Origin of the sequence: Nostoc sp. NMS9, from assembly GCF_017114995.1 — a bacterium.
Taxonomy (GTDB): Bacteria; Cyanobacteriota; Cyanobacteriia; order Cyanobacteriales; family Nostocaceae; genus Nostoc.
Window position 1 is genome coordinate 9,058 of the sequence record NZ_JABXKL010000101.1, and the last position, 22,793, is coordinate 31,850.

The window sequence follows — 22,793 nt, forward strand, 5'->3', positions numbered from 1 at the left end:
AGGCAGGAGCTAGAAACCCTTTATATCCCCATTGGGATTATGCACGGAGCTGATGACGATATTGTTAAGCCCCAGTCTTGGGTAAAAACATGATTCTGGCAAGCACAATCTAACTTTGACTATATTGTCACCGCCATCTTGGCTGTGTTGACTATGTTGACTTTAGGCTACTGTTTATTCTCATACTTTTGAAACTTGACGAAATAATGAGGGTTTCAGCCATCGTTTTTGGGAATTTCCATTACAACCACAAGCGATCGCTCTTAAGCCCATCCACAACAGAGGTGTTTGAAAGGTAGATTAGACTTGTCCGTAAATTTATAATCGAGTCTGTACAAGGGTTTTCAACGCTACTTGTATATCTTAATCAACGTAGAAAGAAGGCTTTGATATAGTTAATGATAGTTTAAAAGCAAAAAATAGGATTTTCAAATTTTGTGTTCCAACAAAATTTATTATGCTGTATAGTCTGCAAAAGCTAGATATGGTAAACATCAAGAGTAATAAAGTTAAAATTTTATATCCTATCTTTATGCAAAATTAATTTTTGGACAGGTCTATTAAAAGCTAATTTCGGCGGATTGCATTCCCAAGGGAAAATGAAGGGCTAGTAAGGCTTTTGGAAAACAGGCTAGCTTCAGTTTCCTAGTTTCGCGTTAACACTATAAATTCTGCGAACCAGCAATATTCATCGTGACATCATTGGTTAGATTTCTTTTGTCTAGTTTTCTCCAAAATTTCCCTGTAGCTTAATCAAAATCTTTCTTGCTTTTATTCTTAATTTCTCAGTTTTAAAAGTAAAGTATGACATCCTCTATCTCGCCCTTCCAACTGCTCACCGAAAACTCCCTTGTTCTTGATGTAAACTCTCTGGATGCTCTAGAACAAGCTATATTAACTACTCAGCAACAATTGCAGAGCTTTGCCCAAAGCCCTAAGTTTGAGCTACTAATGCAGGTGGCTTTTGGAGGTCAGGTGCAGCCAGATCAGCTACAGCAGGCTTGGATTAGAGGAGACTTTCAGCAACTTCCCCGTATTGAAATTTGCTTATCAGCTACAATTAATGGACTAAATGGCGGATATGTAGCAGCCAATAATACTATTTATCTAGCTGAAGAATTCCTACGCAGCCACATCGACAAACCCGAAGCGATCGCTAGTTTAATATCTGAAGAAGTTGGACATTTTCTCGACCAACAGGATGGCATAGATGCCCCTGGTGATGAAGGAGAAATTTTCTCTAATTTGGTTCGAGGAATAGTCCTAAATCCTCTTCAAATCCAGCAGATTCAGCAGCAAAATGATAATTTTGCTGTTAGCCTCAACGGACAAATAGTAAATATAGAAGCTTCTGGAAGCTTAAGTGAATCTACCGTCAGAGAAATCCGAGATAACTTGGATCGAGTTCTCGCAGGTATTCAAGACACTTTAGATAGTCAGTTACTCAAAAATTCTGTTATTAGAGCAATTTTTGGCGATCGCTTAGAAAATAACCCTCTAATTGAGCAAATAGATAGTCTTCGACAAAAACTCCAAACCATTAATATCAAGAGTTATTCTGCTCAAGAATTAGTGACTGAGTTAAATGCTCAAGTTCTTCAAGGTACTGGAGCTAGTCTTAGCTATAACCAAAATAATGACAAATTTACTTTCAATTTTAGCAAGACTGAATCAAATAATTTAGGTTTTAATAGTAATCTAGGTCTTGCCAATGTTGGATTAAACTTATCAGGAACTGCAAGTTTAACCGCAACTTTCAATAGTGCCATTGATTTTAGTGTTGGTTCAGGAACATTTATCCTAAATCCGAATGCTGGGAAAGAATTTTCCTTCAATTTAACTACAAAAAATAACGGTAACCTGGTAGGAAAGCTAGGTTTTCTTGACGTAAATGCTGCTAATAATGGGGCAGCACAAGCCTTATCTAGTAACTTTAGTCTAAATGCAGATATCAACAGTAGAGGCTTACTAGAAGGTATTACTCCCACAGCAAATCTCAGTTTAAATTCTCTAGTAACCCTCAGTGGTGGTCAGTATTTACCAAATTTTACAACTAATTTAGTCTATAATTCCAACAATTCTAACCTAGCTTTTAATGATGTTAAAGTAGGTTTGGGTTCCCTTTTCAAAACAGCTAGTCCCTTTATTAAAGATGTTAAGGGAGTTGTAGATAAATTCGATCCGATTCTTGACTTTTTAAATCAACCATTACCTGTAATTGATAAATTTGGACTTAAATACTCTATTTTAGATTTAGCCCAAAACCCTGTTATTAAAGCTTATTTTTCTCAAGTTTCAGGGCTTCCTCCTATTGATACTAGCTTTATTAACAGTATTAATAAGCTCAATACTTTGATCAAAAAAGTAGATGGATTAACAAATTCCGGATATTTTAGTATTGGAGGATTCAATGTAACTAATACAGGTCAAATTGTAAATAATACGACCAATAACAGCGCTAATTCCAAGGCTACCAGTTTAATTGGTGAATCTTTCTTTACTTTGCCTATTCTGAATAATCCGACATCAGCATTTGAACTATTATTAGGCAATCCTAATATTGATTTATTCAGATTTACTGTTCCGGGTTTAAATGTCAATGTAGGCGGGATGCTTACTTTCCCAATTTGGGCTACTCCACCTGTATCTGTTGGCTTTGGAGGTAGTATTGGTGCAACTATTCCCAAAACAACCTATGGGTTTGATGCTACAGGATTACTAAAGTATAGAAATAGTGGCAGCTTTGATAATATCTTTGAAGGATTATATCTCTACAGTAAAGATCCAACTACAGGCAAACGACCGGGGCTAGAGTTAAATTCCAAATTATTCTTGGATATTAATGCTGGTATTAGAGGTATTGCTAGTATCGGTGGTGAAGCTTATATTAAAGGACTAATTAATCTTGCCCTCAACGACCCCAATAATGATGGCAGAATTCGCTGGTTAGAAATTAAAAATAATTTTAATCAAGGTTTTTCTTCTCTATTTGATACCTCTGTTAATGTTTCAGCCGGAGCAAATATTTACATCGAATATCCAACGTATAAACCATCTAAGTGGTTCTCAGGAGAAGTCTTTGAACGAGAGAATATTTATGAATTTGGCCCTATTCCTATTCCAGGTTTGCAGTTTGGTTCTAAGCCTTCCTCTCGCCCAGTAGTTTCCCCCAGTCTTGCGGTTCTTAATAACGGGCAATTGCGCTTAAATATTGGCACTTATGCAGCTGCCAGAACTAATAATAAAGGCGATGTAGGCGAGGTATATAACCTAACACTAGGAGGAGGGAAAGTTATTGTTACTGGCCCCACCAAAGGTCAAGAAAAGGAAGAATTTTCTGGAGTTAACCGCATTTTAGGTAATGCCAATAAAGGAAATGATAACCTAAATGCTTCTGGCTTAAATATTACCGTTGAATTTACAGGCGGAGTAGGTCGAGATACCTTAACAGGAGGAAATCAAAATGACTCCTTAATAGGAGACGAAGACAATGATATCCTCTCAGGTAATGGGGGTAATGATACCCTCACGGGTGATGGTGGGGATGACCAACTTGACGGGGGTACAGGAAATGACATTCTTAAAGGTGGTGAAGGTAGCGATCGCCTATATGGACAAGCAGGAAATGATAGCCTTTTAGGTAGTATTGGCAGCGACTTACTCGAAGGCGGTGCAGACAACGATACTCTAGATGGGGGCTTAGATCAAGATACATTAATTGGGGGAGATGGTGCTGACAGCCTGTTAGGTAGTGCAGGGGATGATCTTTTACAGGGAGAAAATCAAAATGACACCCTTGATGGAGGTTATGGGCAAGATACCCTTGATGGTGGCGAAGGGGAGGATATCCTTAAGGGCGGTCAGGGAGATGACTGGCTCAAAGGTCAAGCAGGAAATGATTTTCTCGCAGGTGATGAAGGAAAAGACTACTTAGAGGGCGGAGTCGGCAATGATACTCTTGAGGGAGGTTTAGGAGATGATACTCTTCTTGGCAATGAAGGAATAAACACTCTCAGGGCTGGTGATGGCAACGACATCCTAATTGGCGGTAACGCTCAAGACTATTTGTATGGAGACGCAGGAAACGATAACCTACAAGGGAATAGTGGCAATGATAGCCTAGAGGGAGGTTTAGGAGATGATGTCCTCCTTGGCAGTGCAGGAATAGACACTCTCAGGGGTGGCGATGGCAACGATATCTTAATCGGTGGTGAAGATCAAGATTATTTGTATGGAGACACAGGAAACGATAACCTACAAGGGAATAGTGGCACTGACAGCCTAGAGGGAGGCTTAGGAGATGATGTCCTTCTTGGCAATGAAGGAATAGACACCCTTAAGGGTGGCGATGGCAACGATACTCTTAGGGGAGGTGAGGATACAGACTACATTTATGGAGACACAGGTAACGATTTCTTAGAAGGCAATAGCGGTGATGATGTCTTAGAAGGTGGCACAGGTAATGACATCTTGTTTGGTGGAGAAGGAAGCAACATCCTCAGAGGACAAGATGGTAATGATACTCTTGTAGGTGGCGATCGCAAAGACTACCTTTATGGAGATGCAGGTAACGATTTATTACAAGGCAATAGCGGTGATGATGCCCTAGAGGGCGGGACAGGTGATGACGTCTTGTCTGGTGGAGAAGGAAACGACACCCTCAGAGGGCAAGATGGCAACGATATCCTCAGAGGAGAAGATGGCGATGACATCCTAGAAGGGGGTTCTGGCACGAATACCCTTATGGGTGAATCTGGTAGAGATAGACTGATTGGTGGAGAACTCAACGATCTACTGCTAGGCGGTACTGGAAATGATACCCTAGAAGGCAATCAGGGTGATGACCGTCTTTATGGACTTTATGAAAATGACATTCTCGACGGAGGTATTGGTAAAGATACCTTAATCGGAGGTGGAGGTGACGATCGTCTCTACGGTGGGGACGATAATGATACACTCCGAGGAGATGGACAAGAAAACGATCCTCTCTTGGGAGGCAAAGATACCCTAGAAGGGGGTAAAGGAAATGACATTCTCTGGGGAGGTGAGTTAGATGACATCCTCAAAGGACAAGAAGGCGATGACACACTCTCTGGGGAAACGGGCAACGATATCCTAGATGCAGGAGCCGGAACTGACTCCCTTGATGGCGGAGAGGGTAACGATACCCTGACGGGTGGTGCAGAAGACGCAAGTAAAGACTACCTTTATGGAAAGGCAGGGAATGATTCCTTAACAGGTAACGCTGGTGATGACGAACTCTACGGAGGCAGTGGTGAAGATACACTCTCCGGTGATGATGGCAAAGATACCCTCAAAGGAGAAGATGGCAATGATACCCTCATAGGGGGACTGGGAGGTGATAGCCTCTCTGGGGGAGCGGGAGATGATGTCCTCAAGGGGTATCTGCTAGAACTCAAAACAGAAATTGCCAATAACGATGGTAACGATACCCTAGATGGGGAAGATGGCAATGATGAGCTTTGGGGCAGTGATGGAAATGATTCGCTGATTGGTGGCGCAGGCAATGATATTCTCTACGGGGATGATTCTGATAATCCATTAGTAGACACCAATCCCAATAGTCCTGCCCCTTATGGCAAGAGAGGAAATGATACCTTAGAAGCGGGTGCAGGTAATGATACCCTGTATGGTGGTTTAGGAGATGATGTTCTTAAAGCCGGATCGGGGTTTGATCGCCTTTATGGTGGACAGGGTAATGATACGCTCTATGGCTATAACGGAGCAAACAAAACATCAGATGATGGCGTTGTCTTTGTTTTTAGCCCTGGTTCTGGTACAGATACAGTCTTTGACTTTAATATTACGAAAGATACGAAAGATGTTATTTTCTTAACGGGTGGACTAAGTGCCAGTTTTATCAAATTTGAAGAAACACAGGAAACAGTACAGGGTCAATTAAAATCTGTTACTAAACTAATTGACCTCGACACTGACCAAGTTTTGGCGAAATTTATTGGCGTAACAGCGGAGCAGATTAGCAATAGAATTGACGAGCAGAATGTACCGCCAGACCGCTTAGAATTTAGCAGTAAGAAACCGATTTACGCTAAAGACGAAACTATCAGCCTTGTTGATGCTCAGGTACGAGATCCTAATGGAGCCAACGACGTTGAAAAGATAGACTTCTGGCTGCAAGATCCAACTGGTGCATGGAAAGATTTGCGAGATGTCGGACTTACAGGAGTCAAGTATGGCAATGCTGATTGGGGTGATTTTGATAAAGACGGTGATTTAGATGTTTTAGTGACTGGTTACACCTCCAAAGTCAGAAGTCAAGGGCAATCAGATCAAGTTTTTGATCTCGTTCCAGTTAGCAAACTCTATCGCTACGACAAATCAAGTAATCAGTTTGTTGAAGTTTTCAATTTAAGTAATGTCAAAGGTAATTTTGATATAGTTCAAGGGCTTACCTCACCCCTTGCTCAACTTTATGATGGAACAATTACTTGGGGAGATATTGAAGGAGATGGAGATTTAGATATCTTCCAAACAGGTAGTGATGTCGCTGGAGGTTTTGGCATTGTTAAGATTTATCGACAAAATACCACTGGTAATTTTGATGCACCGATTACTATCTCCCTGTCTCAAATCGTCAATAAAGAAGTAAATTGGGGCAAATTTGACAGTGATAATGTCCTCGATTTGATGATCGAGCAGAGAATTTATACAGGACTCGATTTAACCACTGCGGCCTTTGGACAGAATACCTTACCTTACTTACCTTCACTAGACCCCCACAATATTACTCCTGGAAATCTTATAGTTACTATTAATGGAAATCTATCAACAGTCAAAATTTCAGGAAATAATTTAACCTGGGAAGTAAACAAAGAGATTTATTTCTACAATGCCAGTATTAGTGGTACTCCCATCAAACTGACTAATAATAATTACGATGATTTATCTCCACAGATTTCTGAGAATAACGTAGTTTGGCAGGGCTACGATGGAAATGATAATGAGATTTATTTCTACAATGCCAGTATTGGTGGTACTCCCATCAAACTGACTAATAATAATAACGATGATTTATCTCCACAGATTTCCGGGAATAACGTAGTTTGGCAGGGTTATGATGGAAATGATAATGAGATTTACTTCTACAATGCCAGTATTGGTGGTACTCCTATCAAACTGACTAATAATAATTACGATGATTTCCCTCCACAGATTTCCGGGAATAATGTAGTTTGGCAGGGTTATGATGGGAATGATTATGAGATTTACTTCTACAATGCCAGTATTGGTGGTAATCCCATCAAACTGACTAATAATAATTATGATGACTTCTTGCCACAGATTTCCGGGAATAACGTAATTTGGCACGGCTACGATAACCCTTTTGCTCGTGATGAGATTTACTTCTACAATACCAGTATTGGTGGTACTCCCATCAACCTGACTAATAATAATTACAGTGATTATTATTCACAAATTTCCGGAAATAACGTAGTTTGGCAGAGCTACGATGGGACTGATGCTGAAATTTACTTCTACAATGCCAGTATTGGTGGTACTCCCATTAAACTGACTAATAATAATTACGATGATTTCCCTCCACAGATTTCAGGGAACAACATAGTTTGGAATGACGGTTATAGCAATCAAAAATTATTTTACAACGGTAGGAATATCTTCCAGGTTACTAACCCTGATTTTCAGTATAACTTTTCTCAAATATCTGGCAACAATATCGTTTGGACTCGCTCATCTGGGAGCAATTATCAAATTTATACTAAAGATATCTCAAAACTGGGGTTAAGTTCCAATGATTGGAGCGATTTTGATGGAGACAATGATCTCGACTTTGTTCAGACAGGTTATGACCTAAATGGTGTTCCTTATACCACAGTTTTTGAGAGACAACCTAATTATTCTATAGCGGATTCACTAACCAATCTCACTGGTGTTGGAGACGGTAAAGCTGTTTGGGGAGATTACGATCAAAATGGCAAGAAAAATGACATTCTTCTGAGTGGTAGAACATCAGATGGAAGTACCGTTACTAAGATTTATAAGCTTAATGTTACTTTTCCAATTGTTAATGGCATAACTGTTAAGCAAGTAACTCCAGAAGAAGTCCCAGTTCTTTTAGCGCAAGATACTAATAATAACGGAATTTTAGATCCTGAAGAACGTAGTAATCTTACTTCCCTGACTGGAATTTATCAAGGGGATATTAGCTGGCAAGATTTTGATGGAGATGGAAAATTAGATATTCTCCTAACAGGTTTTACAGGACAAACTCGCCGTACTGCTGATGGCAAAAATGTTCCTATTCCAGTTACTAAGGTTTATCAATTAAAAGATGCTACTGCTGGGATTTATTTTGATGCCAATATTAATCTGAGTGGTGTTGCCAATAGTTCCGTTAAAGTTGAAGATTTTGATGGGGACGGTAAGAAAGATTTATTAATTACTGGTGAGGATATTTTTGTCCGTCCAGAAGACCAAGCGCAGTTGTCTTCACCACAGATGGAAGGAGGCAATCCTACCACAACTGTTTATCGCAATGTTTCTAGTAATGGACAGATTAAATTTGTCAATCCCATCTTTACTACTAACGAACAAGATAAACGTTGGGCAAACTTTAACTATCAATTTGAAAGTAGCAATCTGACCCAACCAGGTGTCTATCAACTCAAAGGAATTGCCTATGACCATCCTACTGGGGGATTGGAATTAGTTCCAGGGTATGGTGAGGCGGCTTCTCTAACGACTCTGCAAGGAACAGCAGGACAAAATATCTTTGCCATTGGTAATAAAACCCGGAATTTTTACAACACAATTATCACAATTGAGGGCTTTAACCCTAACCTCGACCTGCTACAACTCTACAATAATCAGGATGATTACTCTATAACTGCAAGTGGAAATGATACTCTTGTTAAAGTAAATCCTGATAGACAAGCTTATCTTCAAACTCCAAACCTTCAGGTAATACTTAAAGGAGTCAAGAAGGATGCGATCGCTTTAAGTAATAACTTCAAACAAGGAAATGTCATCTTTGCAGACCCAAAACGGGATGAGAGCGAAAGCGTCAAGTTTGTCATAACGAATAATGGTGACAAGAATGCTAATAATCTTGTTGCTTCCAATGCCTATGTGATAGATGGTTATCGAGTAGAGCAAAATGAGCTGCAATCAGACCCACTGAATAAATTGGGAGTTTTAGCTGGTGGGGATGCAAATGATAACCTCTATGGCAGCCAAAGCCTCACTGATACTAAAGATGGAGTATTAGTAACCTATCTGGATGGTGGCGCAGGCAATGACTTCATCAGAGGTAGTAATCTCAATCTTGATAGCATTGGCAAACCTGTTACAGATGTTCTATTGGGTTGGGAAGGAGATGACAACCTACAAGGCTTACAAGGGCGTAATTACTTAGATGGCGGTAGTGGAAATGATTTCTTAGTCGGTGGTTTGAATAGTGATACTCTTGTAGGTGGACAGGGTAACGATACCCTTAATGGCGGGGGAGGAGTGGATATTGCTTCCTATGCAGATTCTCCCGCAGGTGTGACAGTCGGTCTAGTAGCAGCAAAAGCTACTAATGATGGCTATGGAACTGAAGACATTTTTATTAAAGCAGGTACTTTATCGACTGTTGAAAATGTCAGTGGCTCAAATTATGGAGATAGTCTAACAGGAGATAACCAAAATAACCTCATCTTAGGGTTAGCAGGTAATGACACTCTCAGTGGTGGTATCGGCAATGATACTTTAGACGGCGGTACGGGTGTTGACATGCTAGAGGGTGGAGACGGCGCTGATACTTTAATTAGCGGTGGTGGCGCGGATAATCTCAAAGGCGGTGCAGGAGTAGATACTTATATTGTTCGCGCTAATCTGCTTACCCTGGAACAAGCCTTTGCTGCTTTGGGTGGTAACTACAAAACACGGGGTAGTGTTACTGTCAAGCTTAACAGTCAGGATAAATCTATTACATGGGAGATGTTCCGAGTTTGGTCAGATCCCGATCGCTGGAGCGATCGCCAGGTGCAATGGGAGAAATACCGAGCGATCGGGCTAGAACCAGACCCCTTGCTGTATGAAAAAGCTAAAACAGATCCTAAACAAGGATGGTTGCGACAATCCCTTGCTGGTACACAAATCGAAGATCAAGGTGGCGAAGATACTCTCATCATCGCTTCTGATGCTCCCCTCTCAAAAACTGGTCTTAATGCTGGCAAAATTGGTTTTTATCAGTCAGGAAATGATTTAATTCTTGACCTTAATAAAGATGGTGCACCTAATGTACAAGATGACCTCACCATCAAAAACTTCTTTGATGGAAATGCAGGCGGTACAGGTAGCATTAGCACAATTCGCGTTTCTGGCTTAGAAGCAACCTATTACGCATTAACAGATGCTACGAATTTTAATCAACCTGTTATCACTCGCATCGATCCGACAATTAATTTCAACTGGGGAAATCAAGCTCCCACAGCACTGAACAAACGCAGCGATAACTTTGGTGTTATTTGGCAAGGCTTCCTCAAAACAAATGCCACAGGAAGCTATAAATTTAAATGGAATATAGACTCAGACGATCCTGCTGGGACTCAAAAAGTTCGACTTTTTATTAACAACACTCAAATTACAGACTTCAGCCAAACCTTAAACTTAAGCGCCAACCAAGAATATAATCTGCGCTTAGAATATGTAGAAAAAACAGGTAATGCTCAGATTGAACTTCTGTGGTCAATTAATAATTCTGACTTTCAAATAATTCCAGAAGAACAATTGTTATCTCCTCAAACTATTGGTGCAGCAGATATTCTCAATACCAATAGTGGTTTTACTCCTGTTTTATCTCTAGACGCACAAAACTTGAATATTTCCACTACAAAAGGTTGGAATAGCTCTGCTAGTTTTGGCGATTATGACCAAGATGGAAATCTTGATTTTCTAGTGGTTGGGCACGATGAATACGGTAATGGAACTACGCGTATTTATCACAATACTGGCAACTTTATTAATCCAGCAGAAACATATACAGTTTCTTTGGAATTAACTCAGTTTGAACGGTTTAATACTGCTGTTTGGGGAGACTACAACAACGATAATTATTTAGATATTTTAGCGACTGGAAGCGATACAGTTCTTAATCCTACTACTGGTCAAGCTGAAACAAAATATCAGGTTAAAGTATTGCTAAATCAGAACGGTCAACAATTTACCGAACTTCCTCTTCCTATTAGTGGTTTATCAAATCAGAAGTTTAATAGTTTAGTCCAAGCTAACTGGGTAGATTTTGATAATGATGGCAAATTAGATATTGTTTTCACTAACGACAACCAAATTAAACTATATTTTGCTAACAATAATCAACAATCAATTTCTACTAATGTTAGTAATGGGAAGATTACCTTAGGAGATTTGGACAACAATGGTTATGTTGACATCGTTCTAACTGGAAAATCTTTAGGTTCAAATTCATGGACTCCTACTGGTATGCAATCCCTAACTACCAGTAGTCCAAACAATAAATATTATCAAGAGTTCACTTTTGCACAAATAGACTTTGACCCGTCTGCTACTACAAAAGGGTTTATAGATAAACATTTATATCAAATCAGTTTATCCTCTACTGAGTTTGATACTTATTTAGAAATCATTGATGACCAAGGCAAGGTTTTTGCATCTGATGATGACAGTGGAGAAGGGTTAAATTCTTTATTCTCTTTTGAATACGACTCTAAATATGCTGGTTACAAAATTCGAGCAACTAGCTATGCACCTGATACTAAAGGGCAATTCCAACTATCAGTTAAAGAAATTAATGATACTGTCCAAATCTTAAAAAATACAGGAAACTCGTTTACATCCTTACCTCAGCAATCTCTGAATATTTATGGTGCAGAAACGGCAGCCTTAGGTGATTATGACTTAGATGGAAAACTAGACCTAATTATCACAGACCAAGACCGAACTAAGGTTTATCAAAATCGCACAGATGTAGCGAATCAAGGTAATATTTACTTTAGCGAATTTATTGGGCGAACCTTAACAGGACAATTAATTAATAATTCAAATTTAAACAATCCTTTGCGTTCAGGCAGTTACTACAAATCCTACGCTATTACTGATCTTGTTAATGATGCTAACAAAGCGCAGGTAGTTGAACTGAATTTAATTGCAGGCTTTGATACGTACCTACAAATTGTTCAACCGGATTCTACTGCTACATCTGGCTACCGACTAATTACTTACGATGATGATAGTGGCGAAGGATTAAATTCTCTCTTGCGCTTCAACTACACTCCAGACTTAAAAAATGCCCAAGTCTGGGTAACAAGTTTTAGTTCTGGTATCACAGGTTCTTATAACCTATCTGTAGGCGGAATTGGCTTATCTAATAGCGTTAATGGAGCTACGTCTTGGGGAGATTATGACAATGATGGAGACTTGGATGTTGCCCTGAGTGGATTAGGAGACAATGGTTCATTTACTAAAGTCTTCCTCAACCCTGTGGTTAGTCCTACCATCAGTCAAACCTTTAGCGAACAACCCGCTTTCCTACCTGGACTACAAAATGGTTCTACCGCTTGGGGAGACTACGACAGCGATGGCGACTTAGATTTGTTACTAACGGGGACATTAGGCACTACAGGACAGCCATTTGTCCAACTGTATCGTAATAACACCTTTGATCCTATTCAAAACAGTGGAACACCGAATCTACTTCCTACTGCTCCTGTGTTCGCTCAAGTACGTCAAGTTGATACAGTTCTTTTATTCCGTTGGTTTAACTTAGATGAAGGGGCAGAACCTTATACCTACAACCTCCGCATAGGAACTACCTCAGGTGGTACAGATGTGCTGTCTGCTCTTGCAGATAGTGAAGGCAAGCGGACAGTTGCCCAGATAGGAAATGCAGGCTATGTCTCTACAAAGGCACTTAATATTAGTAATTTTGCCAAGGGAGTCACTCACTACTGGAGCGTACAGTCAATTGACAACAGTTTAGCTGGTTCTGCTTTCTCTGAAGAGAGTTCTTTTACCACAAGTCCTTTTTCTTCTCTATCAGCAGGCGTAACAATTTCTCCTCCGACTCTCTTACTTACCAAAGAGGCAGGAGACTCAGCAAGTTTTAGCATCCGCCTTAACAGTCGCCCTACTCAAAATGTAGTACTAGAGTTTACTAGTTCCAACTCTACTGAAGGACAACCATCGGTTCCTAGCCTTACCTTTACCCCAGATAACTGGAATGTAATCCAAAACTTAATAGTAAAAGGGATTGACGATACTTTAGATGATGGAGATATCAACTACGCTCTCCAAACTACCGTAAAAAGTACTGACCTAACTTATAATGGTTTGCCTATTTCTCAGATAAATATTGTTAACCAAGATAATGATGATGTTATCAACCGAGTTAGTGTAGCTAGCGATGGAACTCAATCTAATAATAGTAGTATTTCTTCTACGCCTAAAATTAGTGCCAATGGAAACTATATTGCTTTTACTTCCAACGCCAATAATCTAGTTTTAGATGATACCAACAGTAAACAAGATATCTTTGTTTATGACCGGACTACAAAACAAACAACCCGCGTTAGTTTAGCTAGTAATGGAACTCAATTCTTTAATGATAGTTCTAGTCCTAGTATTAGTGCTGAGGGGGTGTCTATTGCTTTTGTAACTTATAATTCCTATCTAAACTCTGATAGGCTAGTTATAGCTTCAGATGATATATCTGTCTATAACCGGATTACAGCGCAGACGACCCGAATAAATACAGCTACTGATGGCAGCAGAGCTAATGGTCGCAGTTTTAATCCTAGTATTAGTGGTGATGGCAATTATATTACTTACACATCTGCTGCTAGTAACTTAATTCTAAATGATACTAATAGTGCAGATGATATATTTGTCTATGACCGTAATATCGGACAGACAACCCGTGTCAGTATAGCTAATGATGGGACTCAGGCTAATGCTAGTAGTTCTTTGGCTAGCATCAGTGCTGATGGACGCTACATTGTTTTTCAGTCTAATGCTGACAATTTAGTTTCTAATGATACAAATGCCAAAACAGATATCTTTCTCTACGATCGCACAACTCTAAATATAACTAGAATTAGTGTTGCTAGTGATGGCACTGAAGCTAATGGGAATAATTTTGGGGCTAGCATTAGTGCTGATGGTCGCTATATTGCCTATTCGTCTGCGGCAAACAATCTAGTTGCCAATGACAACAATAATACATCTGATATTTTTGTTTATGACCGTGATACAAAACAAACAACTCGGATCAGCATAGCCAGCAATGGCACTGAAGGTAATGCAAGTAGTTTTAGCCCTAGTATCAGTAGTGATGGGCGTTACATAACTTATATCTCTGCTGCTAGCAATCTAGTTGCTAATGACACTAATTTTGAAAACGATACATTTGTCTATGACCGGAATACACAACAGACTACTCGTGTTAGCATAGCCGGCAATGGAACTCAAGCTAATTCTAGTAGTTCAAGTCCTAGTATTAGTGCTGATGGTCGCTATATTGCTTTTGACTCCTTAGCAAATAACTTAGTCTCTAATGACACTAATAGTAATCGAGATATTTTTGTCTACGATCGCAGTTCAACTTTTAACATAATTTCTCCAAATCTAGTTCAGGGTTCTTGGGTAGATTTCGACAATGATGGCGATTTCGATCTCTTAAGTCCTCTTAGTACTGACCTCATCCTCTATCGCAATCAAAGCGGAAACTTTACTGCTGTTAAAAACTTTGGCAATGCTTCCCAAGGTTCTTGGGCAGATTACGACAATGATGGCGATTTCGATCTCCTTGTTATCCAAAATAACCAAGCCAACCTCTATACCAATCAAAATCAAACTTTTAGCTCATCCATTTATCTCGACTGGACGAATCAAGGACTTTGGGCAGATTATGACAGAGATGGCGATCAAGACATTATTCTTCTAGGTCGTTCTCAAACTGGAACAGGAACACGTCTGCTTCAAAATAACCTTGGTATTTTTAGCGAACAATCAATATCTGCAAGTCTAATCAGAGGCACGAGTGCAGTAACAGCAGATTATGACCATGATGGCTGGCTAGATTTAGCGATTACAGGTGACAGTGGAACAAAGATTTATTTGGGTAGTGCCAATGGCTTTAAGGAATATGTCAATCAAATTTCCGGTGCTTACACCACCATTACCCAAAAAGATTACGATAACGACCAAGACTTAGACCTCTTCTTCTCTAACGGCACAGGAATTAGCCAAATCCTGCAAAATGATGCTTTCAATCGCAATACTGCCCCCATTGCACCTACTAATTTCCAAAGCACAGTTAATGATACAAGTGTTATCTTTCAATGGAATGGGGCGACTGATGACCATACCGCAACTTCAGGACTTAGCTACAATCTGCGGATCGGAACGGCATCTGGTCAAGGGGATATTTTCTCGAATGTAGGCACGGTTAATGGCCAAACCATTCAACTGCCAACGGGTAACGTCGGTCAAGGTGTTGGACAAGCTAATGGCGATCGCACTTGGACATTAAAAGGACTTGCACCTGGGCAATACTACTGGAGTGTGCAAGCTATTGATGGCAGTCTTGTTACTTCGCCTTTCTCCAGCGAGCAGTCTTTTAGCATCGCTGCACCTCTGCCACCTGTACTGCCTACTCCTAACGTAACAGTAACATTTAATCTATCCAGCCAATCTGTCTATGAAGGAGACAGCGGGCCAAAATCGTCAGGTGTTACAGTCCGGTTGTCCCAAGCTAGCACTCAAGCGATTACCGTAGATTACAGTGTTTACAAGTCCGCTTCAGATACAGCAACACCTGATGAAGACTTTCTGCCTCAAGTGGGTCAGATTACCTTTGATCCTGGTGAAATTTTCAAAACAATTAATTTTATCGTTCAGGGAGACACTATCCCTGAAGACACTGAAACCTTTACCATTGCTCTGCAAAATCCCATTAATGCTCAACTAGTACCTAACCAAGACCAAGCAACTTTCTTCATCTATAGTGAATTCAGTGATGGGGCGATCGTTTTACCCGATCTACAACTACTGCAAATATCTAGCCCCAACACCGCTCAACAAATCCAAACCATTGATGTTGGTTGGACGCTCCAAAATATCGGTTCTGGAGGAAATCCACAGAATCAATATGGTACATACATCTACCTCTCTGCTGACAAGCAACTAAGCCAGGACGATCAATTCTTAGGAGTTAACTGGCAACTTCTTCCCTCTGCTGGTCAAACCCAAAGCGGTACTCAGTCTATTACCATTCCTCAGCAGGTAAATAGTGGCAATTATTACCTTCTCATAACTAGCAATCCCGAACAAGAACCTAGAGAAAATAACGCTTTCAACAATACACTTAGTCGTCCTATAAGTATTACCCCCACTACTCTACCAGACTTGGTATTGTCAACCGTTTCCTATTCTGGTAATCCAACCCCTGGCACGGCTATCTCAGTTACAGGAACAGTCAGTAACACTGGCACAGTCGCAGCTCAAGCTGGTTGGCAGATAATGGGCTATTTCTCCGCAGATACCGCGCTAGATGCCAATGATATTTCTTTAGTAGCTAATTCTCCTGTTACCAACTCACTCCTAAATGCTGGTGCTACCACATCCGTCAGCAATCAATTTACTTTACCTACTACTAGCTTGAGTCAAGGGTATCTGCTGTTTAACCTTGTTCCAGCCAGTGGCAATTACGATGTAGATATCAAAAACAATATCTTAGCCAAGCCAATTACTCTTCTTTACACCAGTCAACCTCAAATCTCTTTCAATGCTTCTCTACTTAGCATTATGGAAGATGGCAGCGAGCAATTGACTTACACCTTCACTCGTACTGGCTCCCTAAGTAACCCATTAACTGTTAACTTTACTGTATCGGGAACGGCTCAATTTAATACCGATTACACCCAATCAGGAGCAACTACCTACAGCGCTACAGAAGGTAGCATCACTTTTGCCGCTGGCTCTAATACAGCCGTTCTTAGCCTCAGCCCCAAAGCCGATACTACGGCAGAATTAAATGAAACCATTACTCTAACTCTCAACCCCAGCAGTAACTATATTTTAGAGACAACGACCCCAGTTACTAACACGGTTATCAATGACGATTTACCTCTCAACGATAACTTTACTGATGCATTTACTTTAAGCGGTTCCTTTGTCACTACCACTGGCGCCAATCGTCAAGCTACCAAAGAAGTTGGCGAACCCGTCCTGTTAAACGATACAACTGGTAATTCTGTTTGGTGGGAGTGGACTGCCCCCGTCTCTGGCAAGGTGCAAATCTCGACTGATAGCAGTAATTTTGATACCCTACTAGGAGTCTTCACTGGAACCAGCGTATCTGACCTAACTCTAGTAGGTCAAGACGATGACTCTGGTGACGGGGAAGCTAGTGTAGTAACTTTTGATGCCGTTGCTGGAACTTCTTATCGAATTATGGTAGATGGGGTCGAGAATAATACAGGGAATATTACCCTCCATCTCCAGTTACTCCAACCTAGCCTCAGTATTGCTAATGTTACCGTCTTGGAACGGGATACTGTGAGTGAAGCCACTGTCACCGTTACCTTAGACCAGCCTAGCAACGAAGATATTACTGTTGCCTATACCACTAATAACGGGAGTGCGATCGCTTCCCAAGACTATACCTCTACATCTGGTACTCTCACCTTCGCTGCGGGAGAGACGAGTAAAACGATTAATATTCCGATTTTGGCTGATGCTGTGACAGAGGCGGACGAAAATTTTACCCTCAACCTCTCCACCATCACTAGTAACGTTCAGATTCCCAACGCAACTATCCTAATTACGATTAAAAATCCAGTTAAGGCTAATGTCAGCACTACTTTGGCAGCAACAGACAATAACCTGTTACTAATTGGTTCTGCTGCTATTAATGGTACTGGAAATAGCGCAGATAACATCATTCTAGGCAATTCAGGCGACAATATCTTAGATGGAGGCAACGGTAATGATACCCTTGATGGAGGAGACGGTAATGATACGCTGATTGGGGGATTAGGTGGCGATCGCTTAGACGGCGGAGCAGGTATCGATACCGTCAGAGAATCAGCCGATGTTAATTTCATCCTCAGCGATACCCAACTCCAAGGCTTAGGCGTAGATGCTCTCAATAACATTGAGCAAGCTGACTTGACTGCCGGAACAGGTAACAATATTCTAGATGCTTCCGCCTTTAGTGGTAACGCTATACTCAGTGGCCAAGCAGGGGAGGATCTGCTGATGGGTGGGCTTGGCAATGACACCCTCAACGGGGGCGAGGGCAATGATATCCTCAGTGGAGGAGCAGGCAATGACAACTTAATAGGCGGTTTAGGAGACGATCTCCTGGTAGAGTTAGGCGATCGCAACTTTACCCTGACTAATACCCAACTCAGTGGCAATGGTACAGATACCTTAGATGGCATTGAACGGGTGAATCTCACTGGAGGAGATACAGACAATATCCTCAACGCTTCTGGCTTCACTGTCGGCTCTGTCCTGCTTAGTGGTGGTGCAGGCAATGATATCCTCAGTGGTGGTGCAGGCAATGATACACTTGATGGTGGCAGTGGCAATGATACCCTTAGCGGTGGAATAGGAGACGATGTTTATGTTGTAGATAGCTCCGCCGACACAATTATAGAAAATGCTGGGCAAGGCACAGATACCATTTTCTCCTCTTTAAACTTTAGTCTCTCTGCCTTATCTAATGTAGAAAACTTAACTCTGACTGGAATAGATCATCTCAGTGTCACTGGTAATAGTAACCCCAACCAAATAATCGGTAATGCGGGTAATAATAACTTAACAGGTGGAGCAGGCAATGATACCCTTGATGGCAAAGCAGGTGTAGATACTGTCGTTGAATCAGGTGATGTAAACTTTGCCTTAACTAATACTCAACTTACAGGCAATGGTACAGACACCCTCAGTAATATCGAACAGGCAGACTTAACTGGAGGCATTGGAGATAACCTTCTTGATGCCTCTGCCTTTAGCTTGGGCGATGTTATCCTCAATGGCGCGATCGGAAATGATACCCTCAAGGGTGGAACGGGTGACGACATCCTCACAGGAGGACTGGGCAATGACAGCTTTGATGGTGGAGCAGGTATTGATACAGTGGTTGAATCAGGGAATATCAACTTTACCCTGACCATTACTCAACTTAGTGGCAATGGCACAGACTCCCTCAGTAATATCGAACGGGTTAGACTGACTGGAGGAACCAGTAATAATCGCCTTGATGCCTCTGCTTTCACTGGTGATGTCACCTTAGATGGTGGCGGTGGTGCAGATCAACTCCTTGGTGGAACTGGTAATGATACTTTTATTGTCCATAACACTGGGGAAAGTATTACAGATAATGGTGGCACTGATACAGTTGTTGCTAATTTTACCTACACTTTGGCTAGCTTGCCCAATATTGAAAACCTGATCCTTAGTGGTAATGGCAGTATTAAGGGTACTGGTAACAACGCCAATAACATCATTACAGGTAACTTGGGTGATAATGTTCTCAATGGTGCTGCGGGTAACGATACTCTGATTGGTAGCGGTGGCTATAACACCTTAATCGGCGGTTTGGGTGATGATATTTATCAAGTAGATAACACCACCGAGATGATTACCGAGTTAGCAGGTGAGGGCATAGATACAGTGGTAGCTTCTGTAAGCTTCTCCTTAGTTGCCCTTACCGAGGTGGAAAACCTAACCATAATTGGCTTCAGCAACTTGCAAGCTACTGGTAATGCCAGCAACAACTTAGTCACAGGCAACTTTGGCAATAATATTCTTGAGGGTGGTGCGGGTAACGATATTCTTAACGGAAGTGCAGGAATTGATACCTTACAGGGTGGTACAGGGGATGATACTTATGTTGTGGATACAACAACCGACATTATCACGGAGAATACGGGAGAAGGGACAGACACCGTACAATCTTCTGTCAGCTACGAACTCGGCAACAACGTAGAAAACCTTATTCTCACTGATACAGCCAACATTAACGGAACAGGTAACGCTCTTAATAACTCGATCGCAGGCAATAGTGCCGCTAATATCCTCAACGGCGGGTCAGGTATCGATACCCTGCTTGGCGGCAATGGCAACGATACTTATATTGTCGATAGCACCACAGACACAATTACAGAAACGGCAACCGGAGGCATTGATACTGTAGTCTCCTCTGTTAACTACAACCTGGGTGCAAACTCGAACTTGGAGAACCTGACCCTAAGTGGCAGTGCAGTTAGTGGTATCGGCAACGAACTCAACAATGCGATCGCAGGCAATGCTGCTGCCAACACCCTCATCGGTGGAGCCGGGAATGATACCTTGATTGGTGGCGGGGGGTCTGATAGTCTGAGCGGTGGTATAAATAATGATACTTATGAGTTAGTTGCGGCAACAGCTGCTGGCAGCCAAATTCAAGATCAAGATGGCACTGGTACTCTTAATCTTGCAGGCGTTATTCTCTCTCTGGCAGGATTAGCTGCTGGTTATACTGGACTTGCTAAAGTCAGTACCACACTATTTATAGATATCAACGCTGATGGCATCGCCAATGTCACTAATGACCTGTCGATTTTAGAGTTTTTCTCTAGTAGTGACAACACAGCTGGTTCTGGCTTCCTGGAAACTGTAGATAATCTCAAAGGAACCGACATCCTCAACTTTTTCAAACCTAGTGGGTTGAATCTTGTTGGCACTGACAACAACGATACCCTTACTGGTGCTTATACTGATGACACTCTTTCTGGAGGCAAGGGGAACGATAAGCTCTATGGTATGAGTGGAAACGATACCCTTGATGGTGGCATTGGAAATGATTCTTTGGATGGTGGCACAGGCAATGATCTTCTTAAAGGTGGTATAGGCAATGACAGTTATACCGTGGACAGCATCGGCGACACTATCATTGAGGAAGTCAATGCAGGTACAGATTTGGTGTACTCTTCTGTCAGTTGGCTATTGGGAGCTAACCTAGAAAACTTGACACTGAGTGAAAGTGGGGTAATCAATGGTACTGGCAACAGCCTCAATAATATCCTCACCGGAAATACTAGCGCTAACATCTTGAGTGGAGAAGATGGCAACGATAGCCTGATTGGTGGTTCAGGCAATGACACCTTGTTCGGTAGTGCAGGCGATGACACCTTGGATGGAGGTTTAGGAGCGGATAGTCTCAGTGGTGGAGTTGGCAATGACATTTACACCGTAGACAACCTCAGCGATACGATTACTGAAGGCTTAAATGCAGGCACAGATTTAGTTAATTCTTCGCTGAGTTGGGTGTTGGCAGATAATCTGGAGAACTTGACTCTGACTGGAACCGGAGCAATCAATGGTACTGGTAACAGCCTTAATAACATCCTGACGGGAAATACTGGTGCTAACACGTTGAGAGGAGAAGATGGCAACGATAGCCTCTTTGGTAGCTCAGGTAATGACAGCTTGTTCGGCGGTGCAGGCGATGACACTTTGGATGGAGGTGTAGGGAGTGACAGTCTTAATGGTGGAGTCGGCAATGACATTTACACCGTAGACAACCTGAACGATAGTATTACTGAAGGCTTAGATGCAGGCACAGATTTAGTTAATTCTTCGGTAACTTGGGTGTTGGGAGCTAACCTGGAAAACTTGACACTGACTGGAAGTGGGGTAATCAATGGTACAGGCAATAGCTTCAATAATTTCCTCACCGGAAATACTGGCGCTAACATCTTGAGTGGAGAAGATGGCAATGACAGCTTGTTCGGTGGTTCAGGCAATGACAGCTTGTTCGGCGGTGCAGGCGATGACACTTTGGATGGAGGTGCAGGGACTGACAGTCTTAATGGTGGAGTTGGCAATGATACTTACACCGTAGACAACCTGAACGATAGTATTACTGAAGGCTTAGATGCAGGCACAGATTTAGTCAAGTCTTCGGTAATTTGGATGTTAGGAGCTAACCTGGAAAACTTGACACTGAGTGGAAGCGGGGCAATTAATGGTACTGGCAACAGCCTCAACAATATTCTGACTGGAAATACTGGCGCTAACATCTTGAATGGAGAAGATGGCAACGATAGCCTGATTGGTGATTCAGGCAATGACAGCTTGTTCGGCGGTGCAGGTGACGATCTCCTGAGTGGTGGAACTGGTCGAGATGTATTAACTGGTGGAACTGGTCGAGATAGCTTGTACCTGACTGATACGCGCACTGGAGGCTATGATATTATTGCTGATTTTACTGTTGGAGATGATACGCTTTTCATTTCCAAGGCAGAATTCGGACTTAGCCAATCTCAAAACACTTCTCTTGAGGCTAGCTTATTTCGACTTGGTGCTAGTGCTACAACAGCAAGCGATCGCTTCATCTACAATCAAACTACGGGTAACTTGTTCTTTGATAAAGATGGACTTGGTGGTACAGCACAAGTTCAAATAGCCCAGTTCTCGAATCAGGTAATGCTTACTAATGCAAATATTACTGTGATTGCCTAATCAATACCTTAGCCAAAATAAGAGGATGAAAAGAGAGGGACGATGTAATAGAGTTATTGTCTTCGCATAAATTTCCAAGCTTGGGTGCGATCGCAAGCTTTGAAGAGATAGGGCTGCCGTAGTAGAGTTATTGTCTCTCACAACGACAACTCAAAACCCACAAACAGCCCATGCCCGACATTTTATCACTGTTACAATGCCTCCTGCCGCAGATAGGAGTAAATATAGCGAAGCTGTCACCAGGGGCAAGATAGCCTGAAAGT

1 protein-coding gene is annotated in these 22,793 nt (G+C 41.6%); it reads left to right on the forward strand.

All coding sequences use genetic code 11. From position 1 onward, the window contains the following. Positions 1-804: 804 nt before the first annotated feature. A complete protein-coding gene (locus HWQ40_RS33225) occupies positions 805-22,530 on the forward strand; it encodes an FG-GAP-like repeat-containing protein (protein ID WP_292786364.1) in 21,726 nt (7,241 codons plus the stop codon). The last annotated feature ends 263 nt before the right edge of the window (positions 22,531-22,793 follow it).

Excerpts from the sequence above, each read along its gene's own strand:
- HWQ40_RS33225 (WP_292786364.1), top strand. The coding sequence starts at position 805 with ATGACATCCTCTATCTCGCCCTTCCAACTGCTCACCGAAAACTCCCTT.